An 18,703-nucleotide genomic window follows, 5' to 3' on the forward strand; every position below is an offset into this window, starting at 1 on the left:
CTTCAAGCTACTGATATTTAGTTAGTCATCCAGCGCGGCCACCAGGGCATCACCCATCCCCTGGGTACCCACCAGTGTCATGCCCTCGCCGAAGATGTCCGGCGTGCGCAAGCCCTGATCCAGCACCCGCCCCACGGCCTGCTCAATGCGTTCGGCCAGGTCATTCCGGTTCAGGCTGTGGCGCAGCAGCATCGCGACCGACAGCACGGTTGCCATCGGATTGGCCTTGCCCTGCCCGGCGATATCCGGCGCAGAGCCGTGGATCGGCTCGTACAGACCGACCCCCTCGCTGTTCAGCGAGGCCGAGGGCAGCATGCCGATGGAGCCGGTCAGCATGGCCGCGGCGTCGGACAGGATGTCGCCGAACATGTTGCCGGTCACCATCACGTCGAACTGCTTGGGATCACGCACCAGCTGCATGGCCGCGTTGTCCACATACATGTGAGACAGCTCGACCTCGGGGAATTCCTTCCCGACCCGCTCGACCACTTCGCGCCACAGCTCGGAGACCTCGAGAACGTTGGCCTTGTCCACCGAGCACAGGCGCTTGCCGCGCTTCATCGCGGCCTCGAAGCCCACCCGTGCGATGCGCTCGATCTCCGATTCGCTGTAGGCGGCGGTATTGAAGCCGTAGCGCTCGCCACCTCGCTCCTCGATTCCGCGCGGCTGACCGAAGTAGATCCCGCCGGTCAGCTCGCGCACGATCAGGATATCCAGCCCGCTGACGACCTCCGGTTTCAGCGTAGAGGCCGAGGCCAGCTGCGGATACAGGATCGCCGGTCGCAGATTCGCGAACAGGCCCAGGTCCGAACGGATGCCCAGCAGCCCGCGCTCGGGGCGCAGGTCACGCTCCAGCGATTCGTACTGCGGGCCGCCAACCGCACCCAGCAGGATCGCGTCGGCGCGGCGCGCTGCCCCGCGGGTAGCCTCCGGGTAGGGATGTCCGGCCGCATCATGCGCCGCGCCCCCGATCAGGCCCTGGTCAATCTCCAGATCGAGCCCGCCGATCTCGCCCACACGCTCCAGCACCTTCAGCGCCTCGGCCACGATCTCGGGCCCGATCCCGTCCCCGGGCAATACCAGAATTCGGCTCACAAACCTCTCCTAACTATCAGATCAATCCCATTTCTTTTCTACCTGTAGGAGGCCAGCCCTCTGGCCGATGGGGCGCCAGGACAGGCCCTATCGGCCAGAGGGCTGGCCTCCTACAAGGGGCACCATTCAGCCCTGCGAGTGTTCCGCCATCCACGGCCACTCGCGGCGCTGGCGCTCCTCGTAGGCGCGGATGTCATCGGCGTACTGCAGCGTCAGCGCGATATCGTCAAGGCCGTTCAGCAGGCGGTGGCGCCGGTCCTCGTCGAGCGTGAAACGAAACACCGTACCGTCCGGCGCCGTTACGGTCATCTCTTCCAGGTTCACCTCGACCTGCGCGCCCGGGTTCGCCTCAACCTGATCGAACAGCGCCTGTACCTCATCCTCGGCCAGCACCACCGGCAGCAGCCCGTTCTTGCAGCTGTTGGAGAAGAAGATGTCCGCGAACGACGGCGCGATCACCGCGCGAAAACCGAAGTCGGTCAGCGCCCACACCGCGTGTTCGCGCGAGGAGCCGCAGCCGAAGTTCTTGCGGGCCAGCAGGATGCTTGCCTGGTCGAACGGCGCCTGGTTGAGCACGAAATCCGGGTTGATCCGGCGCTGCGAGCTGTCCATGCCGGGCTCGCCCGGGTCGAGGTAGCGCCAGTCGTCGAAGGCGTTGGGCCCGAAGCCCGTGCGCTTGACCGACTTCAGGTACTGCTTCGGGATGATCGCGTCGGTGTCGACATTGGAGCGATCCAGCGGCGCGACAATCCCCTTGTGAACGGTAAAGGCCTGCATCGCTTACGCCTCCTTCAGTGCCGACGGTTCGATGAAGTGCCCGGCCACGGCGGCCGCGGCGGCCAGCGCCGGGCTGACCAGGTGGGTACGCCCGCCCTGCCCCTGACGGCCCTCGAAGTTGCGGTTCGAGGTCGAGGCGCAGCGCTCACCCGGCTCCAGCCGGTCTGCGTTCATCGCCAGGCACATGGAACACCCCGGCTCGCGCCACTCGAAGCCGGCGTCCAGGAAGATCCGGTCCAGCCCTTCCTGCTCCGCCTGCTGTTTCACCAGCCCGGAGCCCGGCACCACCATTGCCAGCTTGATGTTGTCGGCCTTCCTGCGGCCCTTGACCACCTCGGCAGCCGCACGCAGGTCCTCGATCCGCGAGTTCGTGCAGGAGCCGATGAACACCTTGTCCGGACGGATCTCCGCCATCAACGTGTTCGGTTGCAGGTCCATGTACTCCAGCGCACGCTTCATACCCTCGGCACGCACCGGATCGGACTCGGCCGCCGGGTCCGGCACACGGCCGTTGATCGGCGCGACCATCTCCGGCGAGGTGCCCCAGCTCACCTGCGGGGCGATCTCGGCGGCATCCATCTCCACCACCGCGTCGAACTCGGCATCGGGGTCGGAGACCAGCGTGCGCCAGTAGGCGGCGGCCTGCTCGAACCGTTCGCCGGACGGCGCCTGCGGCTTGCCACGCACGTACTCGATCGTCTTCTCGTCCACCGCGACCATGCCCGCGCGGGCCCCGGCCTCGATGGACATGTTGCAGATGCTCATGCGGCCCTCGATCGACAGGCTGCGGATCGCCGATCCGGCGAACTCGATCGCATAGCCGGTGCCGCCAGCGGTACCGATGCGGCCGATGATCGCCAGCACCACATCCTTGGCGGTCACGCCAGGGCGCAGCTCGCCCTCCACGCGGATCTGCATGGCCTTGGTCTTTTTCTGCCACAGGCACTGCGTGGCCAGCACGTGTTCGACCTCGGAGGTGCCGATGCCGAAGGCCAGCGCGCCCAGCGCACCGTGGGTGGAGGTATGCGAATCGCCGCAGACGACCGTCATGCCCGGCAGGGTGGCCCCCTGCTCGGGGCCGATCACATGCACGATGCCCTGGCGCACATCGGCCATCGGGAAGAACTTCAGCCCCAGGCTCGTGACGTTGGTCTCCAGCGTCTCCACCTGGGTGCGCGAGACTGGATCCTCGATCCCGCGGTCGCGATTGGCGGTGGGCACATTGTGGTCCGGTACCGCCAGTACGGAATCCCCGCGCCAGGGCTTGCGCCCGGCCAGACGCAGACCCTCGAAGGCCTGCGGGCTGGTCACCTCATGCACCAGGTGGCGGTCGATGTAGAGCAGCGTCGAACCATCCGGCTCTTCGCGCACCACATGGGCCTCCCACAGCTTGTCGTACAGTGTCTTGCCTGCCATTACCTGCTCCCGCGGCCACGCCGCGATGTTCCAGCCATGTTTTCGGTGAGCGGCCGCCAAAGCCCCCTGTAGGAGGCCAGCCCTCTGGCCGATTCGACGCCGGTGCAAATCGGCCAGAGGGCTGGCCTCCTACAGACGGGCGGCACCACCGCATTGCCAGTCTGCGGCCGCCCCTCTATTCTTTCAAATCCGATTTATTATCTTTACCATTCCATATGGTTATGGATTGGCGATCCGGCACCGCATCAGTCAGCCGGTCATTATCCCACGGAGGCCGCGGAAATGCGCCCGGAACAGCTCAGCATCGAGTCCCTGCAGGCCTTCGTGGCAGTGGTCGATACCGGCGCCTTCTCCGCCGCGGCCGAGCATCTGCACCTGACCCAGCCGGCGATCAGCAAACGCATCCAGTCGCTGGAGGCAACGCTGCAACGTCCCCTGTTCGAGCGCCAGGGGCGCCGCGTGCGGCCCACCGAGGTCGCCGAACGCCTGCTACCCGAAGCACGCGAGATCCTGGCCCGCCTGCACGCGATCGAGCAGCAGGTGGCGGACCTCGACCAGGTCGTTCGTGGCCGCATCCGCCTGGCCACCTCGCACCACATCGCCCTGCACCGCCTGCCCGCTCCCCTGGCTCGCCTGCGCACCCGTTACCCCGAGCTGGAGCTGGAACTCGCATTCATGGATTCCGAAGCCGGCATCGAAGCGGTAATGCACGGCGACGCCGATCTGGCGCTGGCCACCCTGCCAGACGACCTGCCAAAGGACTCGGAGGCCCAGCCCGTCTGGACCGACGAATTGGTCCCGATGGTTGCCCGCGACCGTGCGAAGGATGCCCCGCAGCACACCCTGCAGCGCCTTCATGACTGGCCGGCGATCCTGCCGCCGGTGGACTCCACCACCCGCCGCCAGATCGACCGGGCGCTGGCCGCACAGGGCCTGCACCCCGCCGCCGCCCAGGAGAGCCCGTACCTGGAGGTCATCCGCATGATGATCGCGGCCGGCCTCGGCATCGGCTTCCTCCCCCGCACCATGGCCACCGACGACCTGGCCATCCTCGAATGGTCCGCCCCACCCATCACCCGCCAGCTCGGCTGGGTCCGTCATGCGCACCGCTACCGCTCGCGAACCCTTGAGGCGGTCATCGAGGAATTGCAGTAATCGGAACCCTGCGAGGGCCGCCTTCTCAGACCCGAGCAGGTTCCCGAGGAAGGAGGGAGGAGATCATCCAGGTGGCGAAGATGAACAGGGTGGAGGCGACCAACGCGCCCTCCAGGCCCCAGACCATGAAGATGGCCCCGGAGGCGACGGTGCCGACCAGACGCCCACCGGCATTGGCCATGTAGTAGAAGCCGACCTTCATCGCGACCCGGTCGGTCTCTGCGTAGTCGAGGATCAGGAACGAGTGCACGGCGGAGTTGATCGCAAACACCACACCGAACACGCCCAGGCCGACCATCAGGACCCAGGCCGGATCCAGGCCCGTCTCCAGGCCGATCACGATGCCGATGGGCAGCAGCATCAGGATGAAGGCCCACAACCGCGCGGTGAGACCGGTCGGGTGCAGCCCGCCCCGGCCCAGCAGACGGGGCACAGAGGCCTGTACGATGCCGTAGCCAATCACCCACAACGCCAGAAACGCCCCCACCTGCATGTGGTTCCAGTGCAGTGTCGCGCTCAGGAACACCGGCAGGGCCACCACGAACCAGACATCGCGCGCGCCGAACAGGAAGAACCGCGCGGCCGAGAGCACGTTGATCGCAGCGGAGTTGGAGAACATCTGGGTGAATGTCGGCTTGCCGCCGACCCGGCCCAGCCCGCGCGGCAGGCCGACGATGGAGAGCAGCATCACCATAGCCAGCATCCCGGCCAGGATCACCAGCGCCATCTGGAACCCGACCGAGTACAGCAGCGCACCGCCGACAAAGAAGCCCACCCCCTTCAGCGCGTTCTTCGAGCCGGTGAGCACCGCGACCCAGCGAAACAGCCGCCCCTCCCCGTCGCCGGCGACCAGCTTCACGCCGGACTTGGCACTCATCTTGTTCAGGTCCTTGGCGATGCCCGACAGGGCCTGCGCGAACATCACGTAGGCCACGCCCAGCCAGGCCTCCGGCACCGTGAGCATCAGCAGCGCGGCGACCTGCAGCAAGGTCCCGGCGATCATCGTCGTGTTCACCCCCAGCCGCGCGGCCAGCCAACCCCCAGTCAGGTTGGTGATCACTCCGAACAGTTCGTAGAACAGGAATAGAAGCGCGATCTCGAGCGGGCTGTACCCCAGTTGGTGGAAGAACAGGACGACCAGCATGCGGATCGCGCCGTCGGTGACGGTAAAAGCCCAGTAGTTTGCGGTGATGCGCGCATAAGCACCCAGCCCCAGTGTAGGCGGGCTGCCCGGGTCTGGCTGTCCTGGTACGCTGCTCATCCTGCTCTCGGACACCTCGTCACCATCCGCCGATAGTGCTGATCCCTCGCTGCCGAACCACACCTCCAAGGCATGGGCCTGCGAAAGCGCGCGTCAGGCTACCGGATTCATGTGACGCTCGCGTTAATTGAGGACGACGATCGCCGCATTCAGGTAGATCGCAAAGCCCACCCACAGCAGATACGGCACCAGCAACGCGCTCGCGATCCGGTCGTGGCGCCAGAAAGCGATCAGGGTCCCCAGAATCAGCGGCCACAGGATCAAGATCTCGATCAATGCCAGATCGGGCCGCTGCATGCCGAAGAACAGTACGGACCAGCCCAGGTTCAGCACCAGCTGGGCGAGAAAGAGCCCCATCGCGACCGGCGCCCCCGCGACGCCCACGCGACGCCATACGCGCCAGGCGGCCACGGCCATCAGCGCAAACAGGACGGTCCAGACCGGGCCGAATACGGCATCCGGTGGATTCAGCTCGGGCCGCTCCAGCGTCCGGTACCAGTCCTGTACTGACAGGCTGGTGGCATACCCGCCCGCGGAAGCGACCAGGAACACCAGGCCCACCCAGCCCACCAGTCCGACCCCATCCCTTGTATTGATCATCGACCCTCCTCACGCGCCTCGCGCACCGTTGCTATTGGACGTCCACCCGAGGGGTTTGAACCGAAATAAGCAAAATGAACGAGGTTCATGCGCGATTCAGCGGCTTGCGGCACACTCGCAGCATATCGTGATCCCGTTCACCAATTTCGAGCCCCCGCATGCCCAAGGCCTCCACTGCAATCACGCTGGTCCTGTTTCTCCTGGCGGGCGGCGTACTGGCCTGGCTTGTATGGGGCGTCGATGACGAACAGGCCACCTCCGCGCGCCCTGGCACCGGTGAAACGCGGCCCGTGGCCGTCGCCGTGGCTACCGTCCAGCAGCGGGATCTGGTGGAACGCCGCCGTTTCACCGGCAGCATCGAGGGTGCCGATCGTATCGCGGTCACGCCGCGAGTCGGCGGACGGGTGGCCGAGGTCTTCGTGAACCTTGGTGATCGAGTGGAACCGGGCGACCCTCTGCTGCAACTGGACACCGAGGAGTTCGAACAGGATGTTACCCAGGCCGAGGCCGAACTCGAGGTGGCCGAGGCCAGCCTGGCCGAGGCGGTGGCGAGTCGCAACGCCGCCCAACGCGATCTGCAACGCACCCGCGAACTGCGTGACCAGGGGATCGCCTCGCGCTCGGAGCTCGAGGCCGCCGAAACCGAGCTGGCCCTGGCCCAGACCCGGGTGGCCCTGGCCGAGTCGCAGATTCGGCAGCGGCGCTCCGCTCTTCGTACCCGAGAGATACAGCTCGGTTATACCCGCATCGACGCCGATGCCGGGAGTACCACCCGCTGGGTAGCCGAGCGGCTGGTCGATCCCGGCTCGGTGATCAGCGCGAACGAACCTGCCCTAGCACTCGTCAACCTGCAACCGGTGCGCGCCATCCTGGCGGTTACCGAGGCCGATTACGCGCGGATCTCGCGCGGCCAGGACGCCACCGTGCGCACGTCCGCACACCCCAACGAGGTATTCGAGGGCACGATCACGCGAATCTCCCCGGAGTTTCGTCCGGGCTCGCGCCAGGCACGGATCGAGGTGGAAGTCGCCAACGAAGACGGACGCCTCCGTCCCGGCATGTTCGTCGAAACCGCGATCACCCTCGGGCAACGGTCGGAGACGCTGGCCGTACCCCGGGATGCCATCATCCAGCGCGAGGCCGGTCCCACGCTGTTCAGCGTTGACCGCAGTGGCGACCGCCCCGAGGCGCGCCGGCACATGGCAATCACCGGCGTGCGTGACGGCGACTGGATCGAGCTGCTGGAACCTGAACTGCCCGAGGGCACCGAGGTAGTGGTGTTGGGGCAGCACCTGCTCGCCGACGGCACCCCGCTGCGCCTGACCGACCCGCGCAGCGTGCCGGGCACAGACTTCGCCCCGGGCATCTCGGAGACCGAAGAGCCGTGAATCCGGCTCGCCTCACTGTCCACCGCCCCGTGCTGACCAGCATGGTCGCCCTGATCGTGGTGATCTTGGGCCTGACCGCACTGACCCGCCTGCCGGTCGACCTCCTGCCTGACATCACCTACCCGGTGGTCACGGTGATGACCTCCTACCCCAATGCCGGGGCCGAGGAGGTCGAGCAACTGGTCACGCGCCCGGTGGAACAGGCGGCGGCCGCGATTACCGGGGCCCAGGAGATCCGTTCCACATCGGCCGAAGGCAACAGCAACGTACGCGTCAACTTTGCCTGGGGCACGGACATCCGCCAGGCCGTCGACGATCTGCGTGATCGTCTGGCGCGTATCGAAGGCCGATTGCCTGAAGGGGCCGATCGTCCACTGGTGCGCCAGTTCGACACGCAGGACTCGCCCATCATGCGCCTGGGCGTGGGCTCGCAGCTCGACGCCATCCACCTGCGCACGCTGATCGACAACCGCATTGCCCCACGCCTGGAGCGCATCCCCGGCGTGGCCGCGGTGGACACATTTGGCGGACTGGAACGCGAGGTGCGCGTGGAGGTCGATCCGGACCGCATTCAGGCGATCGATCTGGGGCTGGATGAACTGCGCAACCGAATCCGCGATGCCAACGTGATCACCCCCGGCGGCCCCATCATGGACGGTCGCCGCGAATACCGGCTGCGGACACCTGCCGAGTTCCGCTCCGTGAGCGAGATTCGCGACACCGTGGTTCAGCGCAGCGACGATGGCGTCACTTACCTGCACCAGGTCGCCGAGATTCGTGACACTCACCAGCGGGTAACACGCCGTTTTCGGGTCAATCACGAAGAAGGCGTCCAGTTGGCCGTGCGCAAACTGGCGGATGCCAATACGGTCGAAGTCTCGGAGGCGGTCCACGCCGAACTGATCCGCCTCAACCGCGATTTCCCCCAGATCGACATCCGCGCCGTCACGGACGAGGCGGGATTCATCCGCAGCTCCATCACCAACGTCGGCCAGGCGATCCTGTACGGTAGCGCGCTGGCCGTACTGGTATTGCTCGTCTTTCTGCGCAACATCCGCTACACGCTGGTCGCCGCCACCGCGATCCCACTCGCGGTCATCTCGACGTTCGGACTGGTCTACTTCGGCGGCCATTCGCTCAACCTGATGACCATGGGCGGCATCGCGCTGGGCGTGGGTCTGATGGTCGACAACGCGATCGTGGTGATCGAGAGCATCGCCCGAAGGCGAGAGGAGCATACGGAGCAAAGCGCCACTGAGGCCGCCATCAGCGGTACCGGCCGCGTGGCCCCCGCGATCATCGCCAGCACACTGACCACCGTGGCCATCTTCCTCCCGCTGTTCTTCGCCCAGGAGCTGGCCGGGCAATTGTTCAAACCACTCGCCGCCGTGGTGGCCTTCGCTCTGGCCGCCTCGCTGATTGTGGCCCTGACGGTGGTGCCGATGCTGATGGCCCGTGCCCCGATGCCGAAGCGCGACACGAGCGCCCTTGCCCGTATGGAGCGGCGTTATCAGGGGCTGCTGCGCGGCACCCTGGCCCATCCCTGGATGGTAATCGGGATCAGTGCCTTGCTCCTGGTCGTGGCGCTGGCCGGTCTGCGCGGCGTCGGCACCGAGTTTCTGCCGGCCACCGACGAGGGCGAACTGCGCGTGAATGTCTCCATGGAGCCCGGGACCCCACTCAACGAACTGTACTCCACCATGGCGGGCCTGGAAGAAATCATTCGCGACGAGGTACCCGAGCTCGAGAACCTCGTCTCCAGTTCCGGCGCATCCGCCTTTCGGGCTTCCTCCCCCGCCTCTGGAAACATGCGTGTCATGGTTGGCTCGCGCGACAGCCGCAGCCGTTCCTCCGAGGAGATTGCCGCTGCCCTGCGCGAAGCCCTGGGCAACCCACCCGGGACCGAGATCCGGGTTCGTGCTTCCAGCGGCATCTTTTTCCGCGGTTTCGGCCGAGGTGATGACGAGGAGCGCTTGTCGGTGGAGGTGCGCGGCTTCGAGCTGTCGACCATGAATGCCGTGTTGCAGCGCTTCGAGGAGGCACTGGCCGATGTCCCCGGTATCACCGACACGCGCGTGGGAACCGATGGCGGACAGCCCGAGTTCGCCACCCGTATCCACCGCGACCGCGCGGCGGACCTCGGCGTGGATGTTCGTACCATCGCCCAGACGCTGGAAACCGCGCTGGGGGGCTCCAGCGCCGGGGAGCTGCGTGCCGGTGGCGACGAAACCCGCATCTGGGTGCAGTTGCGCGACGCCGACCAGAGCTCGCTGGACGACCTGCTGAACCTGACCGTGCGCAGCGAGGAAGGCGAACGGGTCGCCTTGCGCAGTCTTATTTCCTTCGACACCGAGATCGGCCCGGACAGCATCGAGCGGCGCGAGCAGGCCCGCGTGCGCACGCTGTTCATCAATTTGGGAGATCGCTCACTGGGCGAGGTCGCCGCATCGGTCCGCGAGGCGCTGGCGGAAATCCCGCTGCCCGAGGAGATCGACTACTCCGTCACCGGCGATATCGAAGAACAGGAAGCGGCATTCTCGGAATTGCTCCTGGGTACGATGCTCGCGACACTGCTCGTGTACATGGTGATGGCCAGCCTTTACGAATCGCTGCGCGATCCCCTGATCGTGATGTTCTCGATCCCGCTGGCGATCATCGGGGTCACCGGCGCGCTGATCGTCACCGACACCACGCTCAATGTGCAATCACTGATCGGGATCCTGCTACTGGTTGGTATCGTCGTGAACAACGCGATCCTGCTGGTGGACCGCATGGCCCGTCGGCACCGCGACGACGGCATGGACCTGCACGAGGCGGTCGTGGCCGCCGCGGGCGAGCGGCTACGGCCTATCCTGATGACCACGCTCACCACGATACTGGCCCTCTCGCCGCTGGCCATTGGCATGGGCGATGGCGGCGAGGCGCAGGCCCCAATGGCGCGGGTGGTGATCGGCGGACTGCTGTCGTCTACCCTGATTACCCTGGTGCTGATCCCGACGCTGTACCTGCTGTTCCACCGTCGTGGCGAACGCCCACAACCCGTCTACCGAGTCGGAACCGAAGATGCCTAGGTTTCTCCGCGCCGCCGTGCCGCTACTGGCCTTGCTGGCTCTGATCGTTTCTTCTGCCAGCGCCGAGGAAGACGAATCCTCCGGCAACGGGCTGCGCCTGTCCCTGCCGGCCGAGCAGTTGATGGCGATCGACCCGTTTGCCCGCGAACCCGTCGGCGAGGAAACGCTATCCCTCGAGGAGGCCGTGGCCCGGGCGCTGGAAGGCAACCGAGGCCTGCGCGCCGAACGTCTGCAGACCGCGATCGCGGGCACCTTCGAGGCACAGGAGCGAGCCGTGTTCGACCCCGAGCTGTTCGCCGAGATCGAGGTCAGCCGTGACCAGAGCGTGCGCCTGCTGGAGGAGGCCGAAGAAGATACCGACGAGGTCACCTCCACCCGGCGTTTCGGTGAGGCGGGCATCCGCCAGCAGCTCCCGACGGGTACGGACTTGAGCCTGTCCGTGCGCAGCCAGCGCGCCAGCAGTTCACGCGTCGACCAGACTCAGTTCTCCTCGCGCGCAGGCCTGACGCTGACACAAGCCCTTCTGCGCGGGGGCCGGATCGAGTCGAACCTCGTACGCCTGCAGCAGGCCGGGCTGGACGTCGAGGCCACGGAGTACGAGGTAAGGGCCTTCGTCGAACAGCTGATCACCGACGTCGAGACCGCCTACTGGGACCTGGTTCTGGCGGGCGAGCAGATCGAGATCTTCGAGGAGGCCCTGGCGGTGGCCAGCCAGCAGCTGGACGAAACGCAGCGACGCATCGATGCCGGCGACCGGCCGGAAACCGAGGCCGTGTCCGCACGCGCCGAGGTGGCCCTGCGCCGACAGGGGCTGATCGACGCCCGCAGCGAGCGCGCCCGCGCGCAAGACACCCTGGCGCGCCTGATCCAGGGCGACGGGGGCCTTTGGGACACGCGCCTGCTAACCAGCTCCGAACCAGCCCTGGACCGGTACGAGATCGAGCCACTCGACAACTACGTAGCACTGGCCCGCGACCATCGCGCCGACCTGAACGAGACCCGGTTGCGGGTACAGCGCGACGAGCTCGAAGTGATCCGCACTCGCAACGGGCTCCTGCCCCGGCTGGATTTCTTTGTCACGCTGGGACAGTCGGGTTATGCGGACAGCTTCGGCCGCACCTTCCGCGACGCCCAGGGCGACGGCTACGACCTCGCGGCCGGACTGCGCTTCGAGATGCCAATCGGCAACCGCGCCGCGGAGGCCGAACACACACGCGCGCGCCTCACCAGACAGCAGATCATCGAAACGCTAGCCAATCTGGAACAACTGGCAATCGAGGACGTGCGTTCGGTCTGGTTCGACGCCGCCCGCGTGCGCGAACAGATTCGCGCTCAGGAAGAGACCATCGAACTGCAGGAGGAGCTCCTGCGCGTGGAACAGACCCGCTATCGCGTCGGTGCCGGGACGGCGCTGGCCGTGGCCCAGGCTCAACGTGACCTGCTGGAGAGCCGCCTGCGCCTGACCGAGACGGTTGTGCGCTTTCGCCAGCTGAGCACTGAACTGCTGAACGCAAGCGGTACGCTGTTGCTACACCGCGGGATCGATGCGCCAGGCTCCGAACGCGTGGACCTGCGCATGTAATCCCGGAGGAGCCCTTCTCCTGAGCCTCTATCCCCGGGCCAGACGCCGATTCAGGGCCCAGACCGATAGCGGTGCAAAAATCACCGCAATCGCAGCAGCCCAGACGAGGGTCCACAAAACAGGCTCCAGCGCGTGACCCCCACTCAACAGGGCGCGCGAGGCATCCGCAAGCAGCGAGACGGGGTTGGCTTGCACGAAGGGCTGCAGCACGGCGGGCATCGTCTCTAGTGGCACGAAAGCGGTGGAGACGAACGTCACCGGGAACAACGCTGTAAAGCCGAACAGTTGTACATGTTCAGGATCGCGCGACAGTACGCCGACCAGCACCATGATCCACGATGCGGCCGAAGCGAAGACCAGTACCAGCGCCACCATCCCCAATACCTCCCAGGGGGAGGTCTCGATCCGGAAGCCCAGCAACACCCCCACGATCAGCAACAGCGCGATACAAAGCGCCTGTTTCAGCAGGTCGGCCAGAATCCTCCCGGCCAGGGGCGCCCAGCGCGGAATGGGCAGGGCGCGAAAGCGGTCGAACACGCCGCGCGTGAGATCCGTATTCAGACCGTGCCCGACATACACGGTGACGAACAACATGTTCATCGCGATCACGCCCGGCAGCACGAACGGCAGGTAGGCTTCGGTCGAGCCCGCCACCGCGCCGCCGAACACGAACAGGAACAGCACCAGAAACAGGATCGGCTGGATGGAGTAATCCCCCAGCTCCCAGGGATTGCGACGCACCTGCACGAGACTGCGCCAGGCCAGCGCCAGCGTCTGGTCCAGTGCCTTCATACGCCCTCCTCTGCCATCTCGGACGTGGCCTCGGCCGCATGCCCAGTCAGCGCCAGAAAGACATCGTCCAGGCTCGCGGTGCGCAGACCGAGTTCGACCGCCTCGATCCCCACCTGATCCAGGGCCCTCAGCACCCTCGGTACCACGGCACTGCTCGTCACGGCGACGTTCAGGGTGTTGTCCCGCGTCTGCGGGCGCTCACCGACGATACGTGCGATCTCCTTGGCCGCTTCATCGACCCGGGCCGAGTCCGCCACCACCACGAACAGCGAGCGGCCACCCACGCGCTCCTTCAATTCCGCCGAGGTTCCCTCGGCAATGATCCGCCCGCGATCCAGCACCACGATCCGATCTGCCAGGGCGTCCGCTTCATCCAGATACTGGGTCGTCAGCAACACGGTGGTGCCCTGCTCCCGCAGTTCCCCTACCAGGCGCCACAGAGCGCGGCGCGCCCGCGGGTCCAGCCCCGTGGTCGGCTCGTCGAGAAAGAGAATGGCGGGATCCCCGACCAGACTGGCCGCTAAATCCAGTCGGCGGCGCATCCCCCCGGAATAGGTCTGTACCGGCCGCTTCGCAGCATCCTGTAGATGAAACTGCCCCAACAACTCGTCCGCACGGCGGCGCGCGTGGCGACGCCCAAGACCCAGCAGCCGCGCGATCAGCAACAGGTTCTCGCGCCCGGTAAGCTTCTCGTCTACCGATGCATACTGTCCGGTCAGCCCGATAATCTCTCGCACCCGTTCCGCATCGCGCACGACATCAAAGCCGCCGACCTCGGCCATGCCCGCATCCGGGGCAATCAGGGTGGAGAGCATGCGCACGATGGTGGTCTTGCCGGCTCCGTTGGGCCCCAGGAGCCCCAGTATGCTTCCGGGCGGGACTTCCAGATCGATGCCATCAACGGCGCGGATGCCGTTGTAACTGCGCACCAGTCCCTGCAGGCGAATTGCGATTTCCATCGCCGTAGCATTCACTGCACCAAGCAATGGCGCAACAGCTACACGTTATAAATGGCGACTGAAGAGTCCCTGCCGACTTGGCCTTAACAACTCCCGCCAGGTAACCGCCGGCAGCTTGATCAGAGTTTCGTGATCGCCACCCTCCAGGTAGACATCCCCTTCGGTTGGCACGTGTTCATCGACGATGCTCTCCAGCCCATAGGGCGCTCCCAGTGCGGGGATCGCCCCACGGGCACAGTCTGCAAAGGTTTCGACGACCTCTTGTTCGGTCGCCAGCCCGACATGCTCCCCGATCAGGTGATGTAGCTGCCCAAGATGCAAGCGCCGCGACGCTGGCAGAATGGCCAGCATGTAGTGGCCCGCATCCTCGACCAGTACGCCCTTCGCCAGACGGTCACCCGGCACATGGGCGGCCTCCGCCGTGCGCGTCGCGGTGCTTGAATACGGGTGTTGGACTCTCGCATAGACAATGCCCTGATCAGCGAGATACTGGCTAAGACGCCTCGCGACACTCATCCGAAAATCCTCCTGCGCTTCCCACCTGGACTATAGACGCAGAGGATTACACTGGGATGATATTCGGGGGCTTCGCGGCCAGATTTGACGGGACAACCGCCGACCCCGAAGGCGGCGTGTCATCATCAGAGTGCAAGGGCATTTCATCCGCTTCGGCGACCTGAAGATGATTGCGACCGTCGTTTTTCGCGCGGTACAGGCTTTGATCGGCGTCCGCCAATGCCCGCTCAAAGGCGCCAGCAGACTCCAGGCTTGCCAGGCCGGCACTAAACGTCAAGCGCAGTCCGTTATCGCCAATGGGCAGGGTGGTCCTCGCGAAGTCCATCCGGATGTCGTCGACGATCGCCAACGCCTCGGCACACTGCGCATCCGTAATGACCAGGACGAACTCTTCTCCACCCCAGCGGCACACGATGTCCTGTGCCCTGACGCTGGAACGCAGGTGCCTGGCAAAAGCCGAAATCGCCCGATCACCGGCATCATGCCCGTGTGTGTCGTTCACCGCCTTGAAGTGATCCAAGTCCAGGATCGCAAGGGATGCCGGAAAGCGTGGCGGCGGCAGAGCGGCAAGAGCACCTTCCAGACCTCGACGATTCAATAGCTTGGTCAATGCGTCGTGGCGAGCATCCACGCAAACCTGTTCATGTATATCCACCGTCGCCGAATACGATCGCAAACGAATCCATTCGGACACTATTGCCAGCAGCATAAGGGCCGCGAGCGCCACCAGGATGAGTACCTTTTCAACAAAGCTGTACGGATAAACCCAATGCTGGGACACCGAGCCAAAAAGCCCCATGGCCACGGCCACCAGAAAAAGCCCGCAAATGGACATCGTCACCCGGATATTCGTGAACCCGGCCATCACCATGATGATCACGATGGCAAACGCGAAGTAGGCCCCGGTTCCTTCGACGCCGCCATGCATGATCAGGAAACTTGCGAGCAGAAAAGCCAATGCCGACAACAGAAAGCTGACGTTACGGAAATCACCGGTAAGCCTGCTGTAAAGCATCAACGACAGACACAGCACCGCGGTGGTCAAGAGCACGGTTGCCAGAACCGCTCGCCCGGTCGACATGGCCAGGACTCCAAATGCAACCAGCAGCACTGATCCCAGAGTGGCAAATATCGACACGAGCAGAACGCGATGTTCGGCCTCAATTTCTTCCGGTGCCCTTACGGTCATCCGCTCTCCTCAAACACGTTGATTCGCACTCTGGTCATGGCTCGAGAGTGGCACTTTTTGTCTACGCAATACCCTTCACAAATGCCGCTCCGGGAGCCTTAACAGCACAGAACATGCTGCTACCTCTATTAACTTAAGTTAAGACCCATTCATTACACTTGAACTTAACCCAAGTTAATGCGAACCCACTACATTACCAACGGATGAATCTACACGAATCGTCAACGATTTTTCTCTTCGCACCACCACTTTTTGTGACGCGGAACCGAAAATCGAGACTGACTCAGAACCAACACTGCAGGTCCAGGCTGATCTTTCCCGACAACCCCGGACGACTGGATTCAGCATAATCACATTCGGTTGGCATAGCGCCCCTGACCGCCAACAACTGCAGGATACGGGCCGCAAAAATGACGCTCCCTTTTTATGCTAAGGATATATATTTTCTGAGAATTGCCTGTTCAGGCTAACCAGACGCGCCAATCGCCAGGGCCACCACGTTTGCCGCACTACCACGGCATCGTGCACTCGAATGTTGATTAGTCAGGGAATATGGATTGACCTTTCGGAGCGAATCATTCGAAGGAGGCCCAAGGCGCGAGATACAATGATCGGATGACTACATTTTCCATACTTGACCTCGCCCCGATCACGGTCGGTTCAGATGCTCGTGAGGCACTGCACAGAACGCTGGACCTCGCGAGACTCGCCGATAAATTGGGATTCACGCGGTACTGGCTCGCCGAACACCACAACATGCCGGGGATCGCCAGTGCGGCGACCGCAGTGCTCATCGGCCAGGTCGCGGCTGCTACGACGCGCATCCGCGTGGGCGCTGGCGGCATCATGCTGCCCAACCATGCGCCGCTGATCGTGGCCGAGCAGTTCGGCACCCTGAATGCCCTCTTTCCCAGTCGGATCGATCTGGGACTGGGCCGCGCACCGGGCACGGACCCCGCCACGGCCCGTGCCCTGCGTCGCAGCACGCAGAGCGACCCTGAGCAGTTCCCGCGGGATTTGGTGGAACTGCAGGGCTACCTGGCCGACCCCGCTCCGGACCAGGCCATTCGGGCGATACCGGGCGCCGGTTCTCATGTTCCTGTCTGGATCCTTGGCTCCAGCCTGTTCGGGGCCCAGCTTGCGGCGCACCTGGGACTGCCCTATGCCTTTGCCTCCCATTTCGCGCCGGGACAGCTGCACGACGCGATCGCGATCTACCGCCGCGAATTCCGGCCGTCCCCGGACCTGGATGCGCCCTGGGTGATGGCCGGGTACAACGTTTATGTGGCCGACACCGATATCGATGCACAGACGCTGGCCAGTTCCATGGAGCAGGCTTTCATCAGCCTGCGGCGCGGCCGACCAGAACCGATCCAGCCTCCGATCCCGCACTACCGCGAACAGCTCGACCGCGCCGAACGGGCGATTGTCGAGCAGACCATGGCCTGCTCCGCGATCGGGGCACCCGACACCGTCGAGCAGAAAATGCGCCGCTTCCTCGAGGCCACGCAGGTCGACGAGCTGATCCTGACCACCACGACCTTCGATCACGACGCCCGCTGCCGCTCCCTGGAGCTCACCGCCCAGGTCTGCGACCGCCTCTCTCCCTCCCGAGGCCCGTAGTTCTCGAACGGGCTTGGCAAAGGGCGCCCGGCACAGGATCATTCGCCCTTTCGAACATGCACGAGGGCGGGCGATGCCGTACCTGAAGGATTTTCCGAACCAGGAAGGTTATTTCGGCGAGTTCGGGGGTGCGTTCCTGCCCCCCGAACTGGAACCCCATTTTGCCGAGATCAACCGCGCCTACCTGACGCTCGCCCGCTCGGCCGACTTCCTGAACGAGCTGCGCTACATCCGCAAGCACTACCAGGGCCGCCCCACCCCGGTGTACTACGCGCACAACCTGAGCCGCGAGGCCGGCGCGCATATCTATCTGAAGCGCGAGGACTTGAACCATTCCGGGGCGCACAAGCTGAACCACTGTATGGGCGAGGCCCTGCTGGCCAAGCACATGGGCAAGCGCAAGTTGATCGCGGAGACCGGCGCCGGCCAGCACGGGGTCGCGCTGGCCACTGCGGCCGCGTACTTCGGCATGGAATGCGAGATCCACATGGGCGAGATCGACATCGCCAAGGAAGCGCCCAACGTCACCCGCATGAAGCTGATGGGCGCGCAGGTCGTGCCGGTGTCCTTCGGCGGCCGTTCACTCAAGGAGGCGGTGGACTCGGCCTTCCAGTCCTACCTGTCGCAGGCGGACGAGGCCCTGTTCGCGATCGGCTCCGTGGTGGGCCCGCACCCGTTCCCGCTGATGGTGCGCAACTTCCAGTCGGCGGTCGGCATCGAGGCGCGCGAGCAAGTCATGGAGATGACCGGCGGCGAACTGCCCGATCACGTCGTGGCCTGCGTCGGCGGCGGCTCCAACGCGATGGGGATGTTTGCCGGCTTCATCGAGGACGCCGGCGTCCAGCTGAACGGGGTCGAGCCACTCGGACGCGGCACGAAGCTGGGCGAACACTCCGCCACCATGACCTACGGCAAGCCCGGCATGATCCACGGCTTCAAGTGCATGCTGCTGGCCGACGAGGAAGGCAACCCGGCCCCGGTCCACTCCATCGCCTCGGGCCTCGACTACCCCGGTGTCGGCCCGGAACATTCCTACCTGAAGACCATCGAACGCGTGGCCTACCATGCGATCAGCGACGACGAGACCCTGGAGGCCTTCTATCGCCTGTCGCGTGCCGAAGGCATCATCCCGGCGCTGGAGAGTGCCCATGCCGTTGCCTGGGCGATGAAATACGGCCGCGAGAACCCCGGCGTCACAATCCTCGCCAACCTGTCCGGCCGGGGCGACAAGGACATCGACTACGTCGTCCGCGAATTCGGCCACGGCGACTAGCACCTC

Annotated in this window: 15 protein-coding genes; 6 read left to right on the forward strand and 9 right to left on the reverse strand. The window is 65.0% G+C overall.

The window, feature by feature from the left end; all coding sequences use genetic code 11:
• Positions 1-21: 21 nt before the first annotated feature.
• The 3 genes from leuB to leuC form a co-directional block, all read right to left on the reverse strand.
• Entirely contained in the window at positions 22-1,095 is a 1,074-nt protein-coding gene (leuB, locus tag C935_RS0105305; RefSeq protein WP_018861477.1) for a 3-isopropylmalate dehydrogenase, read from the reverse strand.
• Positions 1,096-1,221: 126 nt separating this feature from the next.
• The gene (gene leuD, locus C935_RS0105310; RefSeq protein ID WP_018861478.1) at positions 1,222-1,872 is read right to left on the reverse strand and encodes a 3-isopropylmalate dehydratase small subunit; all 651 of its coding nucleotides are present in this window, start codon (positions 1,870-1,872) and stop codon (positions 1,222-1,224) included.
• Positions 1,873-1,875: 3 nt separating this feature from the next.
• On the reverse strand, positions 1,876-3,288 hold the full coding sequence (gene leuC, locus C935_RS0105315; protein WP_018861479.1) for a 3-isopropylmalate dehydratase large subunit: 1,413 nt from the start codon (positions 3,286-3,288) through the stop codon (positions 1,876-1,878).
• A gap of 282 nt (positions 3,289-3,570) precedes the next feature.
• Here leuC and C935_RS0105320 point away from each other — a divergent pair, with 282 nt between their 5' ends.
• Positions 3,571-4,443 (forward strand): LysR family transcriptional regulator, encoded by an 873-nt coding sequence (locus C935_RS0105320; protein WP_018861480.1) that lies wholly within the window; start codon positions 3,571-3,573, stop codon positions 4,441-4,443.
• A 25-nt stretch (positions 4,444-4,468) separates the two neighbouring features.
• On the opposite strand, the gene arsJ is transcribed toward C935_RS0105320, so the two are convergent.
• Both arsJ and C935_RS0105330 read right to left on the reverse strand, forming a co-directional pair.
• Positions 4,469-5,704 (reverse strand): organoarsenical effux MFS transporter ArsJ, encoded by a 1,236-nt coding sequence (gene arsJ, locus C935_RS0105325; RefSeq protein ID WP_018861481.1) that lies wholly within the window; start codon positions 5,702-5,704, stop codon positions 4,469-4,471.
• A gap of 123 nt (positions 5,705-5,827) precedes the next feature.
• Positions 5,828-6,304: a TspO/MBR family protein gene (locus C935_RS0105330; protein ID WP_018861482.1), complete on the reverse strand. Its 477-nt coding sequence runs from the start codon at positions 6,302-6,304 to the stop codon at positions 5,828-5,830.
• 158 nt (positions 6,305-6,462) lie between these two features.
• Here C935_RS0105330 and C935_RS0105335 point away from each other — a divergent pair, with 158 nt between their 5' ends.
• The 3 genes from C935_RS0105335 to C935_RS0105345 are packed head-to-tail and all read left to right on the forward strand — an operon-like array spanning position 6,463 to position 12,345.
• On the forward strand, positions 6,463-7,692 hold the full coding sequence (locus tag C935_RS0105335) for an efflux RND transporter periplasmic adaptor subunit (RefSeq protein WP_018861483.1): 1,230 nt from the start codon (positions 6,463-6,465) through the stop codon (positions 7,690-7,692).
• On the forward strand, positions 7,689-10,763 hold the full coding sequence (locus C935_RS0105340; protein WP_018861484.1) for an efflux RND transporter permease subunit: 3,075 nt from the start codon (positions 7,689-7,691) through the stop codon (positions 10,761-10,763). Before C935_RS0105335 ends, C935_RS0105340 begins: the two co-directional genes overlap by 4 nt.
• Positions 10,756-12,345: a TolC family protein gene (locus C935_RS0105345; protein WP_026278660.1), complete on the forward strand. Its 1,590-nt coding sequence runs from the start codon at positions 10,756-10,758 to the stop codon at positions 12,343-12,345. Before C935_RS0105340 ends, C935_RS0105345 begins: the two co-directional genes overlap by 8 nt.
• A gap of 27 nt (positions 12,346-12,372) precedes the next feature.
• On the opposite strand, the gene C935_RS0105350 is transcribed toward C935_RS0105345, so the two are convergent.
• From C935_RS0105350 to C935_RS0105365, 4 genes are read right to left on the reverse strand one after another with little or no spacing between them, the layout of a single operon-like run.
• Positions 12,373-13,137 (reverse strand): ABC transporter permease, encoded by a 765-nt coding sequence (locus C935_RS0105350; protein WP_018861486.1) that lies wholly within the window; start codon positions 13,135-13,137, stop codon positions 12,373-12,375.
• Positions 13,134-14,096, reverse strand: coding sequence for a daunorubicin resistance protein DrrA family ABC transporter ATP-binding protein (locus C935_RS0105355; RefSeq protein ID WP_018861487.1), 963 nt, complete (start codon positions 14,094-14,096; stop codon positions 13,134-13,136). Before C935_RS0105355 ends, C935_RS0105350 begins: the two co-directional genes overlap by 4 nt.
• 45 nt (positions 14,097-14,141) lie before the next feature.
• Entirely contained in the window at positions 14,142-14,612 is a 471-nt protein-coding gene (locus tag C935_RS0105360) for an aminoacyl-tRNA deacylase (RefSeq protein ID WP_018861488.1), read from the reverse strand.
• Between the two features lie 46 nt (positions 14,613-14,658).
• Positions 14,659-15,801 carry a diguanylate cyclase gene (locus tag C935_RS0105365; RefSeq protein WP_018861489.1) on the reverse strand — a complete coding sequence of 381 codons (1,143 nt, stop codon included), beginning with the start codon at positions 15,799-15,801 and terminating at the stop codon, positions 14,659-14,661.
• Between the two features lie 615 nt (positions 15,802-16,416).
• Between C935_RS0105365 and C935_RS0105370 the strand changes: the two genes are divergently transcribed.
• Together C935_RS0105370 and trpB are read left to right on the forward strand one after the other, a co-directional pair.
• Entirely contained in the window at positions 16,417-17,424 is a 1,008-nt protein-coding gene (locus tag C935_RS0105370) for an LLM class flavin-dependent oxidoreductase (RefSeq protein WP_026278661.1), read from the forward strand.
• A gap of 73 nt (positions 17,425-17,497) precedes the next feature.
• Positions 17,498-18,697, forward strand: coding sequence for a tryptophan synthase subunit beta (gene trpB, locus C935_RS0105375; RefSeq protein ID WP_018861491.1), 1,200 nt, complete (start codon positions 17,498-17,500; stop codon positions 18,695-18,697).
• Positions 18,698-18,703 lie beyond the last annotated feature (6 nt).

It is taken from the genome of Thioalkalivibrio sp. ALJ3 (assembly GCF_000377205.1).
Lineage (GTDB): Bacteria > Pseudomonadota > Gammaproteobacteria > Ectothiorhodospirales > Ectothiorhodospiraceae > Thioalkalivibrio.

Excerpts from the sequence above, each read along its gene's own strand:
- leuD (WP_018861478.1), bottom strand. The coding sequence starts at position 1,872 with ATGCAGGCCTTTACCGTTCACAAGGGGATTGTCGCGCCGCTGGATCGC.
- leuC (WP_018861479.1), bottom strand. The coding sequence starts at position 3,288 with ATGGCAGGCAAGACACTGTACGACAAGCTGTGGGAGGCCCATGTGGTG.
- C935_RS0105320 (WP_018861480.1), top strand. The coding sequence starts at position 3,571 with ATGCGCCCGGAACAGCTCAGCATCGAGTCCCTGCAGGCCTTCGTGGCA.
- arsJ (WP_018861481.1), bottom strand. The coding sequence starts at position 5,704 with ATGAGCAGCGTACCAGGACAGCCAGACCCGGGCAGCCCGCCTACACTG.
- C935_RS0105330 (WP_018861482.1), bottom strand. The coding sequence starts at position 6,304 with ATGATCAATACAAGGGATGGGGTCGGACTGGTGGGCTGGGTGGGCCTG.
- C935_RS0105335 (WP_018861483.1), top strand. The coding sequence starts at position 6,463 with ATGCCCAAGGCCTCCACTGCAATCACGCTGGTCCTGTTTCTCCTGGCG.
- C935_RS0105345 (WP_026278660.1), top strand. The coding sequence starts at position 10,756 with ATGCCTAGGTTTCTCCGCGCCGCCGTGCCGCTACTGGCCTTGCTGGCT.
- C935_RS0105350 (WP_018861486.1), bottom strand. The coding sequence starts at position 13,137 with ATGAAGGCACTGGACCAGACGCTGGCGCTGGCCTGGCGCAGTCTCGTG.
- C935_RS0105355 (WP_018861487.1), bottom strand. The coding sequence starts at position 14,096 with ATGGAAATCGCAATTCGCCTGCAGGGACTGGTGCGCAGTTACAACGGC.
- C935_RS0105360 (WP_018861488.1), bottom strand. The coding sequence starts at position 14,612 with ATGAGTGTCGCGAGGCGTCTTAGCCAGTATCTCGCTGATCAGGGCATT.
- C935_RS0105365 (WP_018861489.1), bottom strand. The coding sequence starts at position 15,801 with ATGACCGTAAGGGCACCGGAAGAAATTGAGGCCGAACATCGCGTTCTG.
- C935_RS0105370 (WP_026278661.1), top strand. The coding sequence starts at position 16,417 with ATGACTACATTTTCCATACTTGACCTCGCCCCGATCACGGTCGGTTCA.
- trpB (WP_018861491.1), top strand. The coding sequence starts at position 17,498 with ATGCCGTACCTGAAGGATTTTCCGAACCAGGAAGGTTATTTCGGCGAG.